General features: G+C 41.7%; 16 protein-coding genes. 15 read left to right on the top strand and 1 reads right to left on the bottom strand.

Annotation, left to right across the window (positions count from 1 at the left end):
• Window positions 1-11: 11 nt before the first annotated feature.
• The 15 genes from DWV34_RS06180 (at window position 12) to DWV34_RS06105 (ending at window position 14269) form a co-directional block, all read left to right on the top strand.
• Window positions 12-458 (top strand): PTS sugar transporter subunit IIA, encoded by a 447-nt coding sequence (locus DWV34_RS06180; RefSeq protein ID WP_118475716.1) that lies wholly within the window; start codon window positions 12-14, stop codon window positions 456-458.
• A gap of 256 nt (window positions 459-714) precedes the next feature.
• Window positions 715-1026, top strand: a complete 312-nt coding sequence (locus DWV34_RS06175) for a PTS fructose transporter subunit IIB (protein ID WP_024729158.1) — start codon at window positions 715-717, stop codon at window positions 1024-1026.
• Between the two features lie 18 nt (window positions 1027-1044).
• The gene (locus DWV34_RS06170) at window positions 1045-2133 is read left to right on the top strand and encodes a PTS fructose transporter subunit IIC (protein WP_118475714.1); all 1089 of its coding nucleotides are present in this window, start codon (window positions 1045-1047) and stop codon (window positions 2131-2133) included.
• 28 nt (window positions 2134-2161) lie between these two features.
• On the top strand, window positions 2162-3016 hold the full coding sequence (locus tag DWV34_RS06165) for a class II fructose-bisphosphate aldolase (protein ID WP_118475712.1): 855 nt from the start codon (window positions 2162-2164) through the stop codon (window positions 3014-3016).
• Window positions 3017-3038: 22 nt separating this feature from the next.
• Entirely contained in the window at window positions 3039-3908 is an 870-nt protein-coding gene (locus DWV34_RS06160; protein WP_024729161.1) for a ketose-bisphosphate aldolase, read from the top strand.
• Window positions 3909-3917: 9 nt separating this feature from the next.
• The gene (locus DWV34_RS06155) at window positions 3918-4811 is read left to right on the top strand and encodes an ROK family protein (protein WP_118475710.1); all 894 of its coding nucleotides are present in this window, start codon (window positions 3918-3920) and stop codon (window positions 4809-4811) included.
• Between the two features lie 440 nt (window positions 4812-5251).
• The gene (locus DWV34_RS06150; protein WP_118475708.1) at window positions 5252-5839 is read left to right on the top strand and encodes a Pr6Pr family membrane protein; all 588 of its coding nucleotides are present in this window, start codon (window positions 5252-5254) and stop codon (window positions 5837-5839) included.
• Between the two features lie 506 nt (window positions 5840-6345).
• Window positions 6346-6798 (top strand): DUF1097 domain-containing protein, encoded by a 453-nt coding sequence (locus DWV34_RS06140; RefSeq protein ID WP_006568264.1) that lies wholly within the window; start codon window positions 6346-6348, stop codon window positions 6796-6798.
• A 72-nt stretch (window positions 6799-6870) separates the two neighbouring features.
• Window positions 6871-8079 carry an FAD-dependent oxidoreductase gene (locus DWV34_RS06135; RefSeq protein WP_006568265.1) on the top strand — a complete coding sequence of 403 codons (1209 nt, stop codon included), beginning with the start codon at window positions 6871-6873 and terminating at the stop codon, window positions 8077-8079.
• Between the two features lie 16 nt (window positions 8080-8095).
• Window positions 8096-9352, top strand: coding sequence for an NAD-dependent dihydropyrimidine dehydrogenase subunit PreA (gene preA, locus DWV34_RS06130; protein ID WP_009290125.1), 1257 nt, complete (start codon window positions 8096-8098; stop codon window positions 9350-9352).
• 28 nt (window positions 9353-9380) lie between these two features.
• The gene (hydA, locus tag DWV34_RS06125) at window positions 9381-10763 is read left to right on the top strand and encodes a dihydropyrimidinase (protein WP_006568267.1); all 1383 of its coding nucleotides are present in this window, start codon (window positions 9381-9383) and stop codon (window positions 10761-10763) included.
• A 15-nt stretch (window positions 10764-10778) separates the two neighbouring features.
• Window positions 10779-11543 (top strand): threonine/serine ThrE exporter family protein, encoded by a 765-nt coding sequence (locus tag DWV34_RS06120; protein ID WP_009290122.1) that lies wholly within the window; start codon window positions 10779-10781, stop codon window positions 11541-11543.
• Window positions 11544-11561: 18 nt separating this feature from the next.
• The gene (locus DWV34_RS06115; protein ID WP_006568269.1) at window positions 11562-12002 is read left to right on the top strand and encodes a threonine/serine exporter family protein; all 441 of its coding nucleotides are present in this window, start codon (window positions 11562-11564) and stop codon (window positions 12000-12002) included.
• Between the two features lie 12 nt (window positions 12003-12014).
• Window positions 12015-13274 carry a Zn-dependent hydrolase gene (locus tag DWV34_RS06110; RefSeq protein WP_009290121.1) on the top strand — a complete coding sequence of 420 codons (1260 nt, stop codon included), beginning with the start codon at window positions 12015-12017 and terminating at the stop codon, window positions 13272-13274.
• A gap of 116 nt (window positions 13275-13390) precedes the next feature.
• Window positions 13391-14269: a MerR family transcriptional regulator gene (locus DWV34_RS06105; RefSeq protein WP_009290120.1), complete on the top strand. Its 879-nt coding sequence runs from the start codon at window positions 13391-13393 to the stop codon at window positions 14267-14269.
• Window positions 14270-14272: 3 nt separating this feature from the next.
• Here DWV34_RS06105 and DWV34_RS06100 read toward each other — a convergent pair whose 3' ends face one another.
• Window positions 14273-15142, bottom strand: a complete 870-nt coding sequence (locus tag DWV34_RS06100; protein ID WP_009290119.1) for a MerR family transcriptional regulator — start codon at window positions 15140-15142, stop codon at window positions 14273-14275.
• Between the last annotated feature and the right edge of the window lie 38 nt (window positions 15143-15180).

Genomic DNA, 15180 nt, shown 5'->3' with positions numbered 1-15180 from the left:
GAGGAACTATTATGAATGTAAAAGATGTATTAGATGAAAGAGTAATTGACTTGAATATGAAAGCTGCAGATAAGAAAGAAGCTATTACAAATCTGGCAGGAAAGCTGAAAAATGCAGGATATATTGCAGATGTAGAATCCTATGTGAAAGATATTTATCTTCGCGAATCTCAAGGGCAGACAGGAATCGGACATTATGTAGCAATTCCTCATGGAAAAAGTGATTCCGTAACACAGGTTGGAATTGCCATTGGAAAAATGGAAAATGAAATCGAGTGGGAGACACTGGATGGAGAGGGTGTAAAACTGATTTTTTTGTTCGCAGTAGGAAATGACAATGAAAATGCGAAGACACACTTAAAGCTGTTGGCAGAAGTAGCAAGAAATCTTGGAAATGATGAAGCTGTTGAACAGCTGCTTTCTGCAAAAACAGTGGAAGATATAAAAGCAGTATTTTAATCTAGGAAAAATTTAAAATTCAATGCTTAAAACATTCATAAAAAGATCATCGGGTTCCCGGTGGTTTTTCTTTTATGAACTATTTTCAGCTTAAAAATTACCGTATTAAAATGCCCGGAAAAACAAAAAAATAAAAAAAACAGAAAAAAAGTTCCACATTAAAAAGCCCTTAATCAATGAACACAGAAAGAATATCCATGCTACTATTTTAGTGTAAGGATTAACAAATAGGAACTATGAAAGGAGATGTTAAATTATGAAAATTGTTGCAGTTGCAGCATGTACATCAGGTATTGCACATACGTACATTGCGAAAGAAAAATTAATTCGAGCTGCTGAAAGTATGGGACACACCATTAAGGTGGAGACACAGGGTACAATTGGTATCGAAGATGAATTAACAGCAGATGAGGTGAAAGAAGCTGACATTGTAATTCTGGCAGTGGATATTGCAATTACTGGAACAGAGCGCTTTGAAGGAAAACCTACAATTAAAGTACCTACAAATGTGTGTGTGAAGGCACCCAAGCAATTAATTCAGAAAATTGAAAATGAATTGAAAAAGTAACAAAGGAGAAGAGAGATTATGAAAAAAATAGGAGCAGAATTAAAACAACATGCGTTGACTGCTATTTCCTACATGCTGCCATTGGTTGTAGCATCAGGATTATTAATTGCAGTTGGTAACTTAATGGGTGGAGAAAATGTAACAGAATTATCAAAAATGACAATTCCAAATGCATTGACTTCTCTTGGTGTTTTAGGAATGGGATTATTACCATCATTTATTGCAGGGTATATTTCTTATTCTATTGCTGATCGCCCTGGTATTGCACCTGGTTTCTTAATGGGACAAATTGCTTCATTCTTGGGGGCTGGATTCTTAGGTGGTATGATCGGTGGTTACCTGGTTGGATATATTGCATTATTTATTAAAAAGAATTTGAAAGTTCCAAAATGGGCAGAAGCTCTTATGCCAATGATGATTATTCCAACATTATCTGCAATTATTGCCGGATTGATTATGTTCTTTGTTATTGGAAACCCAATTGTATGGGCAACAAACGCATTAACAAACTTTATTACAGGGTTAGACCAGTCTTCTAAAGGAGTATATGGCTTTGTTATCGGAGCATTAGGGTGTATTGACTTTGGTGGACCAATCAGTAAGGTGCCAAACCTGATTTGTGATGGTTTGCTTCTGGAAGGAATTACAGAACCTGAAGCAATCAAAGTGTTAGCAGCTATGGTTCCTCCTCTGGGAGTTACATTCTCATTAGTATTATCTAAATTTATGAAAAAACCTATTTATTCTTCTCAGGAAGTAGAAAATATCAAAATTGCATTTCCGATGGGATTATGTATGATTTCTGAAGGTGTTATTCCAATTGCGATGAACGATTTAATTCGTACAGTGATTTGTACAGCAACAGGTTGTGGAATTACAGGAGCGATTAGTTTTTCATTGGGTGTAGGAAGTAAAGTACCGTCTGGAGGAGTCTTTGTTATTCCAGCAATGTCAAATCCAATCGCTGCACTGATTGCTTTACTGGCAGGTACTGCAGTAACGGGCGTATTGTTAGTTTTAATTAAGAAGAGAAAAACAGAAGTTGACGAGCCGATTGCAGATGAAAAAGAAGAGGAAATGGATTTATCAGGAATCAGTATTTCATAAGGTACCAGATTAGAAAGGAAATTGTAAAATGTACGTATCAATGAAGGGGATGCTTGAAAGAGCAAATGAAGGTAATTATGCAGTTATGGCGATTAATTGTTTCAATATTGAAACGGCCAGAGCGGTGATTCAGGCAGCACAGTCATTAAGAGCACCAATTATTGTAAACATTGTGCAGGAACATATGGTAAATCACTGTGATAGTGATTTGATTGCACCGATTGTAAAAAAACTTGCCGAGAGAGCTAGTATAGAGGTGGCGTTGAACTTTGATCATGGAGAAGAAGTTGGATTATTAAAGAAAGCACTTGCAGATGGATATTCCAGTGTTATGGTAGACGCTTCCAGATATGATCTGGAAGGAAATATTAAAATGACCAGAGAAATCGTGGAGTTCGCAAAACAGTTTGATGCCAGTGTCGAAGGGGAAATCGGATGCATGGGTGCAAGTGAAGGGGATAACTATACAGATGATCATATGAAAACAAATCCAGATGAAGCACTGCGCTTTGCACAGGAAACCGGAATTGACGCATTAGCAATTTCTTTTGGAAGTTCCCATGGAAACTATCCAGAAGGTTATGTACCGGAATTTGATTTTGAAAGATTAAAGGAAATCAAAGAAAAGACACAGATGCCTCTGGTACTTCATGGAGGCAGCGGATCTGGGGATGAGAATATCCAAAAATGCGTCGAATACGGCATTAATAAGATTAACGTAGGCTGTGATTTTATGAATGCCAACGTTGACAGTATTAAAAAGCATTTAAAAAAGGAACCAGATATTAACTATTGGGTCATGATGCACCAGGTGGAGATTGACAGCCAGGAACTGGTAAAAAAATACATCAAATTATCAAAATCAGAAGGAAAATCATTATAAGAGATTAAAGGAGATATTTACTATGTTAATGAACATGAAAGAGCTGTTAAAAGTAGCAGACGAAAAAAGATTTGCAGTACCAGCATTTAATATTGGAAGCGATCAGTTATTGAAAGCTGTGATGCAGAAAGTCAAGGAAATGAAAAGTCCTGTTATTTTGGAAATGTCACCGGATGAATTTAACTTTGTAGAAAACAGCTTAATTCAGGCTATGATTTATGAAGCATCCAAAACAGATGTACCAGTCGTTATCCATCTGGATCATGGAGACAAATTTGAAACAGTTGTAAGAGCAATTCAGGCAGGATTTACTTCTGTAATGATTGACGCATCCAAGCTTCCATATGAAGAAAACGTAGCAGTTACACAGAAAGTTTGTGAAGTTGCCCATTTAGCAAATGTATCTGTGGAAAGTGAATTAGGAACCATCGGAACAACAGGAAACTCCATTGAAGGCGGAACAACAGGAATCATTTATACAGATCCGGATCAGGCAAAAGATTTCGTAGAGAAGACTGGAATTGATACATTAGCTGTTGCAATCGGAACTGCACATGGAATTTATCCAAGCGATATGAAACCAGAATTACGTCTGGACATCTTACAGACATTAAAAGATACTTTGGATATCCCATTAGTATTACATGGCGGCTCCAGCAATAAAGATGAGGAAATTGCAAAAGCAGTAAAAATTGGAATTTCTAAAATTAATATTTCCAGTGATATTAAGGTCGCATTTTATGAAAAATGCAGAGAAGTATTGAATGCTCATCCGGAATACAGAGAACCTCTGGAAATCTATCCAGAACCAATCGAAGCTTGTAAAGCAGTCATTGGAGATAAGATTAATTTATTTGACTCTGCAGATAAAGTAAAATATTACTACCAATAGGAAAAGCGTATGAAATATGCAGTTGGAATTGATGTAGGCGGAACAAATACAAGGGTAGCCTTAATCGATGAAAATTATAAAATCATAGAACGCAGACAATTTCCGACCAATGAGGAGGAACCAGAAACAACTCTGAATGACATAAAAACAGTTATTGACGGATTTGGATATCCAGTGGAGGGAATCGGTATTTCCTGTCCGGGACCGTTGGATTTAATCAATGGGGTTGTACTGACTCCTCCGAATCTTCCAGGATGGCATTCTTTTGAACTGACCAAATGTCTGGAAGTAAAAACAGGACTGTCTGTGCATTTGGAGAATGATGGAAATCTGGCGTGCTTGGCTGAGGCAGCAATCGGAGCAGGAAAAGGAAAAGGTTATGTGCAGTTTCTGACGATTTCCACAGGAATTGGGGCAGGTTTTTGTGTAAATCAAAATATTTTCCGAGGAGCAAAGGGATTTGCACAGGAAGTTGCCAATTCTATTTTGTGGAAAAACGGTCCATTCCAGGGGAATTTAAAGAAAGGTTCCATCGAATCCATTGCCAGCGGAACAGCTATTACCAAGAGGGCAAATGATGCGGGACTTAGGGCAGCTCATGCTGGAGAGGTTTACCAGATGGCACAGGAAGGTAATCAGACAGCAGCGGATATCATGGAAGATGCCTATGAATATCTGTCTAATTTCCTTGGAATTCTATATGGTGTTCTGGACCCGGATATTTTTGTGCTGGGTGGCAGCGTAGCATTAAAAGTTCCTGGATTTGTTGAAGAAATTGAGGAACGAGTGAAAGAGAAAGTATACGATGCCTTAAAAGATAATGTCCATGTAGTACCCGCAGTGTTAGGAGAAGACTGTGGATTGATTGGAGCAGCATGCCTTGTATTTCAGTCAAAGAAATAAAACCAATATAACTGTTAGCTATATTATCATGAAAAGACCTGAGAGATTTTGATGGGACTATCCCAAAGTTTGTATAAACCTTCAAACTGATGTAAGATAACACTATTCAGTTTGGAGGTTTTATTTATGGCAAGGGGCCCAGTATTGGGGAAAAGGCGATATAAAGACGATCGAGAGGATACTCGCCATGGGAACGCTCATGGCAATAGCAGTAACGCTGGTATTTACATTGGCATCCCTCTTTACACTAGAGCGTACCGGTTGTATATGCACTGCTGATGACTGATAAGGAAGGGAAATTTTAAAATCGAAAGAAGGATAGATCAAAACTATTGCCGCAGATTGCTGCCAGAGTTTATTTCCTGGCCCTTTACGGTAATCATCGGGTGCAGGAGCGAATATAGTTTAAAAGCAGAATAAGACTCCAGGGAGGAACAGGTATGAACAGGAGATTCAGGCAGCCAGTGACACTGGGACTGTCCATATTATTTATTTGCACTGCTTTATACTGTTATTGGGGAAGGCTGGGATACATGCATGAACTGACCTTTCTCAGCAACTTTTCCGTTGGTATTTTCTTGTTTGATACTGTTCTCTGCAGACTTTCAGGAAGGAAAGTTCCACAGATCCTGTATCTCGATTGTATGATGTTGTTATTCCTGGTCATGATGGTCTGCACGGCATTCACAAACGAATTTAAATTTAACGGCATGTTTCTTTTTCTGCATATGCTTAACCCTGTTTTCATGATACTTTACTATTTTCTGTTCTGCGACATGAACCGTGTACAAAAAAGCAGTCAGGTCCTAAGCGTCATGATCGTTCCGCTTCTCTATCTCATCTTTGCGGTGGCATATGGAAAAGCTACGGGGGATTATATCTATTTTTTTCTGAATATAAAAGAACACGGTTATGTCTACTGTGTTTCCTTTGTGCTAATCCTTTCTGCCGCCGTGGTGATGATGGGCTGTGCCATGTTTTATCTGAACAGGATAATATTCAAGAATAGGAAGAAATATTGGTTTTGAGAGTTCGGGGATGCTGACATTTCAGTATCCCGCTGATTGGCATGGATTATACAGGGGCGGTGATCCATGTTATTTTTTTAAACGGTCGCTGTTTCCCTCTCTGTTATTTAAAAATCGTACAGACAAAATGTTCGACAGTAGTTTTACTGACGGAGAACGGGTAATCAAAGAAAAACGCAAACTTTCATTTGTACATCTGGGACATACATAATAAATTTAAAAAACCTTCCTGTTGCAGGAAGGTTTTTTTTGTTATTTTATCTATGATATTGGTTGTATTTTTAATATTTTTATGCAATTTTTTTGTTAACGGGTGGCAGTTTGTTAAAAATAAAACTAAAATTTCTTTTTTTTTAAAATACAAACAATTATTTACTGGTAGTTTATAAAAGTTTGCATTAACTAATCTTAAGGAAAACTAAAAAATTATCTCTTTACTCTCCACATCGTGTATCCGATACAATGAACTTAACAAATAACAGAAACGCAATAAGAAAGGAGCAACTATGAGTGTAATAATGGCCAACGCCATCGGTACCGGGATTTTCTGCTGTCTCTGGCAGGGAGTCGGCTCTGCCCTGGGGCTCGCCACATGGATCGGATTCGTCGGATGCACGTCATACTTTTCCGCCGGATGTGGGAAGACAGGGTTCATCAAGTCGATGTGCAGCAACTACACAGGTCTTCTGTGGGGCATGCTGATCATCCTGTCCGGCGGCATCAATAACACGATCATATTCGGAGCAGTCGTAACGGGATTCTTTTCCTGGCTGATCGTATTCCAGTCCCACATTGATGTTTTGTCCCTGGTACCCAATACGTTTATGGGAGGTTTTTCTGCATTCGCCAGCGGCGGAGATTGGAAAATGCTCTTAATCTGTCTTCTGTTAGGCAATATTCTCGGAGTGTCCTGCGACTATTCCGGAAGATTCCTTTTTAAGAAATTCGGAAAAGAATAGTGCCGGCTGAACGTCCCAGGCTCAGATGGAAAACCATGAAATTGATCATATAATAAGGAGTGTGAAACAACCATGAGTAAAATTACAAAAAAAGAGTATGGAGAAGAAATGGAAAAGGGCTTTAATTTAAGAACTGCAATGGAAGAAGCATCCAGATGTCTTCTCTGCCATGATTCACCCTGCAGCAAAGGATGCCCTGCAGGAACAGATCCCGGAAAGTTCATCCGTTCTCTCCGTTTCCGCAATATAAAAGGAGCTGCGGAGACAGTCCGCGAGAATAACCCGCTGGCAGGATGCTGCGCTCAGGTCTGTCCATACGGAAAAATGTGTGAGCAGGCGTGCAGCCGTACCGGCATTGATAAGCCGATCGAGATTGGAAAGATCCAGCGTTTTCTCGTAGAAGAAGAGAAAAACCAGGGAATGGAATTCTTAAAAGCGGCTGAGCCGAAGAAGGAAAAGATTGCCTGTGTAGGTGCTGGACCGGCCTCTCTTTCCTGTGCAAGACAGCTGGCGTTGGAAGGATATTCTGTGACGGTCTATGAAGCTCAGGACAAAGCAGGCGGTGTTCTTACATATGGAATTATTCCAACAAGGCTTCCTCAGGAAGTAGTGGATTTTGATATTCAGACCATTGAAAAACTCGGAGTAGAATTTAAATTTAATGAACCCATAGATGCGTCAAAACTTGAGGAGCTCAAAAATGATTACGATGCAGTATTCGTAGGAGCAGGTCTCTGGAAATCAAAGATGGTGGATATACCGGGCAAAGATCTGGAAGGTGTGGTAACTGCCATTGACTTCTTAAGGGAAGCTAAGACAAATACAGATCAGCTGGTACTTGGAGAAAATGTAATCGTGATCGGAGGCGGAGACGTTGCTATGGACTGTGTCACGACTGCAAAACAGCTGGGAGCGAAAGCAACCATCGTTTACCGCAGAACCATTGAAGAAGCTCCGGCAGATATGGATGAAGTCAGCTTCGTACAGAGTATGGGTATTCCGATCGTTCAGGAATTTGCACCGGCAGAAATCGTTGGAGAAAACGGACATGTTACCGCAATGAGATTTGAAGGACGTGACGGAGAATCCGGACTGACCATGAAGACCGATCAGGTTGTGCTGGCGATCGGCCAGGCAGTCGGAGACGACGTGGCAGACATTGCAGCCGGCGAAAATGTCTTCACAGGCGGAGACATGGTAAACGGCGGAAAAACTGTAGTAGAAGCTGTCGCTGAAGGCAAAGAAGCTGCAGAAAAGATTGCAGACTATTTTAACAAATAGAAAGGAGGCATTGAATATGTCCATAAAGAAAGATTTATCCATCGATTTTTTAGGAGTCAAATGTGAAAACCCATTTTTCCTCTCATCCTCTCCGGTAGGAAGCAACTATGAAATGTGTGCCAAAGCACTGGAGGCAGGATGGGCAGGAGTTTACTATAAGACCATCGGTATATTTATCCCGAACGAATGCTCCCCTCGATTCGATATCACATCAAAGGAAGGGACACCGTGGACTGGATTTAAAAACATGGAAATGATTTCAGATAAACCTCTGGAAGATAACCTGGAATACATGAGAAGACTGAAACAGGACTATCCGACAAAAGTTATCGTTGCCAGCATTATGGGAAGCAATGAAGAAGAATGGGAGATCCTCGCAAAGAAAGTAACAGAGGCCGGTGTCGATATGATCGAGTGTAACTTCTCCTGCCCTCAGATGACATCCTCTGCCATGGGGTCTGATGTAGGACAGAATCCGGATCTTGTGCGCAGATACTGCGAGGTTGTTTCCGGTGCCACTCATCTTCCGGTCATTGCAAAGATGACTCCGAATATCGGAAACATGGAGATTCCTGCAATCGCTGCCATGGAAGGCGGAGCTAAGGGAATCGCTGCCATCAATACAGTAAAAGCCATCACAAATATTGATGTGGAAAATATGACCGCCATGCCGGTAGTCAACGGTAAATCATCCATCTCCGGCTATTCAGGTGCGGCAGTAAAACCGATCGCGCTGCGTTTTATCACACAGATGAAACAGCATCCGGAATTAAAAGATGTCCCGATCACAGGAATCGGCGGTATTGAAACATGGAAAGACGCATTAGACTTTATCCTTGTAGGATCTTCAAACCTTCAGGTAACAACATCCGTTATGCAGTATGGATACCGTATTGTAGAAGATATGATCAGCGGTCTGTCCCATTTCATGGAAGACCATGGAATTGATAAATTATCTGATCTGGTAGGCGTGGCTCTGCCGAACATCGTGCCTGCTGATGACATTGACCGTACGTTCATCCTCTATCCGGATTTCAATAAGGATAAGTGTGTGGGATGCGGAAGATGCTATGTATCCTGCTTTGACGGCGGACATCAGGCCATTACATGGGATGAAAAAGAGCGGAAGCCGGTTCTCAATGAAGATAAATGTGTCGGATGCCATTTGTGCCTGAATGTCTGTCCGGTTATGGACTGTATTACCCCTGGAAAGGTTGAGATGAAGCCGGGAGTTGAAGACCATGAAGTGAAAATGAAAACCAAGTATGAGTAAAGCATAAGTCAGATTGGGGGACAATCATATGAAAAAATTCGACTTAGTGATCAAAAACGGTACTGTTGTGACAGCTTCTGATATGTTTTCTGCGGATTTAGGTGTGAAGGATGGAAAGATCGCAGCCATTGCTGAGAATATAGAAGCAGATGCAGAAGAAGTGTTTGATGCGGCTGGAAAGCTGGTTCTTCCAGGAGCACTGGACGTACATACTCACCTGGCAATGCCGTTCGGCGGTACAATTTCTTCCGACAGTTATCTCTCCGGAACAAGGGCAGCTGCCTGCGGAGGAGTCACAACGGTCTTTGACTATCCGGTTCAGCATACCGGCGAAACCATCCGCGGAGTCATTGCAGAGAAAAAGGCTGTTTTGGAAAAAGAAGCATGTGTTGATTTTGCATCCCACTGCTGTATCACGGATCTTTCTGACGGAGCGATCATTGAGGAGATGGAAGAGGCCGTAAAAGAGGGAATCACAAGCTTTAAATGCTTCCTGGTGTATAAAAAAGAGGGATGGATGGTAAGCGACGGAACTCTTGCGAAGCTGATGCTGCGTGCGAAGGAACTGGGTGCCATGATCAACGTCCACGCCGAAAATCCGGATCTGATTGATATGTATACGGAGCAGTTTTTAAAAGAAGGCAAGACGAGTGCCTGGTATCATTACATGAGCCGGCCGGAATTTGTGGAGGCTGAGGCAGACAAAAGAGCCGTACATTGGTCAAAACATTTAGATGCACCGCTGTATCTTGTACATATGGCAGACAAAGAAGGTTTGGAGGCCTGCATTCAGGCAAAAGAAGAAGGAGCGCCAGTTTTCGTGGAAACCTGCCCGCAGTATCTGGAATTTACCAGCGATGTTTATAAGAGAGAAGACGGACGCAACTTCGTATGCTCACCTCCAATCAAAGGACAGGAGAGCCAGGACGCATTGTGGAAAGCAATCAAGAACGGATCTATTGATACGGTAGCAACTGACCACTGTCCGTTCCAGAGCTATGAGAAAGACTGGGGCAGGGATGATTTCACCAAGATTCCGAACGGATGCTCAGGAATCGAGAACTTATATCCATATATGCTGGATGCGGCAAACTCCGGGAAAATATCTTTTTCAAGGGCAGTAGAGCTGTGTTCCACAAATCCTGCCAAGATTTTCGGATGTGATCAGAAAGGTTCGATTGCAGTCGGTAAGGACGCAGATATTGTTATTTACGACAAAGACAAAGATTTCACGATCAGTGTTGATACAATGCATTCAGACTGTGATCACACGATTTGGGAAGGAAAGAAACTGCACGGATACCCTGTACGTACTTTCCTCCGCGGAAATGTCGTCTATGCAGACGGAGAATTCAAGGGAACTCCTGGCATGGGTCAGTTTGTAAAACGAACCCCAAAAAAATTACGATAAAAAAGAGAGGGTAACATGGGTAAGGCGGTTACTAAAAAGGATGCAGAACAGATGCTTGAAAATGCATTGGAGATCGGAGCCCGTATGCTGATCTCCGGAGCAGAGATCAGGCGCGTGGAAGATTCCATCTTTAGAATCTGTACGGCCTATGGATCTGAACGGACTGAGGTGTTTTCTATTACGTATACAATTGTTGCCACTATTTCCTCCAAGAATTTCGGTATCATAACCCAGTCCAGGAGAATCCATGGTTCGGCATTTAATCTTCAGGAACTGAAATATCTGAATAACCTGTCCCGGAAAATATGCCGGACTCTTCCGGATATGGATGAGGTCAAGAAAGATTTAAAAGAGATTCACAGTCTGCCCACGTACAGCAACCGGCAGGGGATGCTCATCTATGCATTGATTTCATCTGCCTTTACCCTGTTTTTCGGAGGTTCACTGCTGGATGCGGCGATCTCTGCGGTCATAGGAGTCATGATCAAGATCGTGGAGATCCCTTTGAAAAATATGAATATGAATCGGTTTCTCGTCTCCTGCCTTTGTTCCCTGGCAGCAGGGGCACTGGCAGTCATGGCGGCGCGTACAGGTATCGGCTGTTCTTCTGATAAGATCAGCATCGGAAATGTCATGATCCTGATTCCGGGACTTATGTTCACGAACTGTATCCGGGAGATGATATCCGATAATTTTTTATCCGGCCTGACCCGTTTCGGAGAAGCGGTCCTGCTAAGCCTTTCGATTGCCCTGGGCTTTGCAGTGGTCAGCTGGCTGTGAATTTGAGAGGAGATGAGAATGAGCGGATTAAATCAGATCATAGCAGCATTTTTCGGTGCCCTCGGTTTTGCTTTTTTATTCAATCTGCATGGGAAAGAGATATTTTATACTTCATTAGGAGGATGTCTTGCATGGTGCGTGTATCTTTCGGCAGGACTCATCATCCCACAGTATGGGAAACAATATTTTGCAGCGGCATTATTTTTAGGGATCTATGCGGAATTTTTTGCAGTCAGGACAAAGGTTCCCGCGACATTATATCTTGCGGTCGGCATGATCCCCCTGATCCCGGGGGCAGCATTATTTATGATGATGCAGAATGCATTTAAAGCTGACTGGGAACAGTTTGCGCAGTATCGGTTAGAAGCATTTATTACAGGAGCTTCCATAGCTTCCGGAACAATTGTGGCAGCCGTGTGCTGGAACATTTTTAAGAACTATTGGTTTAACAAAAAATAAGGAGGTTCATTTATGTATACATGTGATTTAGGCCGGATGGCGGACAAAATTACAACTATGAGTAAATATGGGGATGCCGGACACGGAGGTATCACAAGATATTCTCTTTCACCGGAAGCTTTACAGGCTCGCGGAGAATTCGTTAAAAGAATGAAAGCGATCGGAGCCGAGATTAAAACAGATGATATGGCAAATATCTATGCAACACTGAAAGGGTCTGAGCCTGATCTTCCAAACATCGTTATGGCTTCTCACTGTGATTCCGTAAAGAACGGCGGAAATTACGATGGTATCCTTGGTGTTATGGGAGCAATGGAAGTGCTGGAAAGCATTGCAGATCAGAAGATTCCTCATAAACATAATATTACGGCTATGATCTGGACAAATGAGGAAGGATCATTATATCCGCCGGCTATGATGTCTTCAGGGGTGATTTGTAATGATTATCTCCCGGATGATATCAAGAAAAACTTTATTCATGAAAATATGCTTGCCTCCAAATCTGTTTTAGATCCGGAAAAGACATTCGGTGAGGCGCTGGAAGCTTCAGGATATAAAGGAGCAAAAGAAAACCGCCTGAACAATAAAGATTATATGGCAATGTTTGAACTTCATATCGAACAGGGACCAATCCTGGAAGCAGCAAAGAAAGATATTGGTGTTGTAACATGTGTCCTTGGAATGATCAACTATAAGATCAAAGTTTACGGACAGTCCGATCATGCGGGAACAACTCCGATGCCTTACCGCCAGGACGCTTTATATGGAGCTGCAAAGGTTCTTCAGTATCTCCATGATGAGCTAGATAAACTGGATTCCGAATTAGTTTATACAACCGGAGAGATCTACTGTCATCCGAATGTACATACCGTTATTCCTGATTATGTAGAATTCTCTATTGATGCAAGACATGAGAAACCAGAAGTCATCGAACAAGTTGTAAATGTCATCAAGAATATGCCAAAAGAAGTTGTGAAATGCAAAGTAGATTATGAAGTGGCATGGACCAGAGACACGGTTTATTATGACAAAGAACTGGTTGGTTATGTACAGGAAGCAGTCGATGAACTTGGCTACTCCAATCAGAAGATCAATTCCGGAGCAGGACATGATGCTCAGTTTGCAGCATACATGATGCCGACTACAATGGTGTTTGTTCCTTCTAAGGACGGACATTCCCACTGTGAACCGGAATATACATCACCGGAACAGTGCACGCAGGGAGCTTCTGTACTCCTGAACGCAGTTCTCAAATGTGATGCCGATAAGTAGGTAACATTGTTTTCCTTTACGTTAAAATAAGCAGAAAGAACGCTGTGAATTTCAGCGTTCTTTTTGCCGCTCTATTCTGGTATAATAGCATTGGCATTTAAAATGTACTGAGGGAGGTGTTTCATATTTTTATCGACAAGCCTTATTACAGCATAGGGGAACTTTCGGCGATCTGCGATATTCCGCAGAAAACACTGAGATATTATGACGAGATCGGCCTGTTTACTCCAGACCGCAGAAACGAGGAGACCCATTACCGCCTTTATTCAAAGGGGCAGATCATTACGGTCGTTATCATTAAGAATTTGAAACAAATGGGGTTTTCACTGAAGGAGATCAAAGAGATCGTCTCTGAAAATGAAGCCAAGGCGTTAGAAAAGAATATGCTGAAAAAGCTGCAGTCTATGAAGCAGGAGATTGAAGACAGTATCAACCGATATACGGAATACTGCTATTTTCTGAAAAAAATACAGAGCGGAATTGATATATTGGAAGAACTGTCTGACAGCTGTTCTGACGAGATGAAGATTTCCGTAGAATTTATTCCGGAGATCAATCTGTTATATGACCGCCGTATCATGAAAGATTATGATTATTCTGAAATTTCCCTTGAACGGTGGCTTGGAATCACGGATAAAGCAAAGACCATGAACTGTAAAATTACAGGGCCGGTATATGTCACTTTTTATGACAGTAATATACTGAATAAATTTCTGTCCCAGGACTCTGAGATCGAATTTGCCGTCCAGGTAGAGGAATCAAAGCCCGCTGAACATATACGGCCTTTTGGAGGAATGCTGGCGGCCACAGTCATTCATATCGGAAACTATGAAGACATTTCAAGTACCTACATACAGCTCATCAAATGGATCAAAAAACATAACTATAAAACGACGGGGCCGGCCACTGAAGAGTTTATCCTTTCACCTCTGGATGTGAATGATGAAACCAGAAGGGTCACCAAGATCATCATACCCGTAGAAAAGGATTCTTAAAAGTTACTTTGAGACAGGGATGATGATTTTAGTAACATGTTCATTTTCATTTCGCAGGTCCACAGGGGAAATGATAAATTCTTCTGAAACCGGACCTGCAACCTTATAGTGATTCTGATTGATCCACTGAATAATTTTGATGTGGGTCCTGATTACATCGCTGTACGGGCCGACATGAAAAGCGGTAGCTGCCAGAAAGCCGCCGAACTTCCGGACATGTTTGGAATCGCTTTCTTCTACCTGGATGCCGAACTCAATATCACAGTCTTTAGAAAGAAACTGGTCCAGCAGATCCGTGTAATAGGTGACTGTTATCGGGCCGCATACCTTAAGGCCGTGTCTTGAGACTTCATCGTTGATCTCTACCCACCGCTCAAGGGAGACCTCGTCATTGTGATAAGACTGCATGATCCTGCGGGAGTGATAAAGATTTACTTCAGGCACTTCTTTGACCGTGATCGCATCCATCTCACCGGCCTGGATCTTTTTCAGATCATCATCATAGAGATGAAGGATCTGGGCACCTTCTTTTAATCTCTGTAAAAACTGCTCCCCCTCAAAGTATTTCTGATTCAGAGTTTCAATTTCCTTTTTTATACATACCAGTTTATCTTCAATTTTCTGTTCCAGGTTTCGGACCTGGTTTGCAGAAACTATTTCTTTGATTTCCTTAATCGAAAAACCGAGCATGCGCAGTTTCCGGATGATAGAAATGGTTACCATTTGGTCTTTGCTGTAATAGCGGTATTTGCTGTTTTCCTTCCGGACCTCCGGAACTACCAGCTTAATCTCGTCATAGTAACGAAGCGTCTTAATAGAAGTGTTACAGGTAGCTGCCACTTCCCCGATAGAATAGTAATGATTCCTGTCCAAAATTTTGTCCCTCCACACATTTTATCCTTTGATAATAT

Source organism: Anaerostipes sp. AF04-45 (assembly GCF_003461725.1).
GTDB lineage: Bacteria > Bacillota > Clostridia > Lachnospirales > Lachnospiraceae > Anaerostipes > Anaerostipes caccae.
The sequence above is the reverse complement of the archived record's forward strand: the minus strand, read 5'-3'. Positions and strand labels throughout refer to the sequence as shown.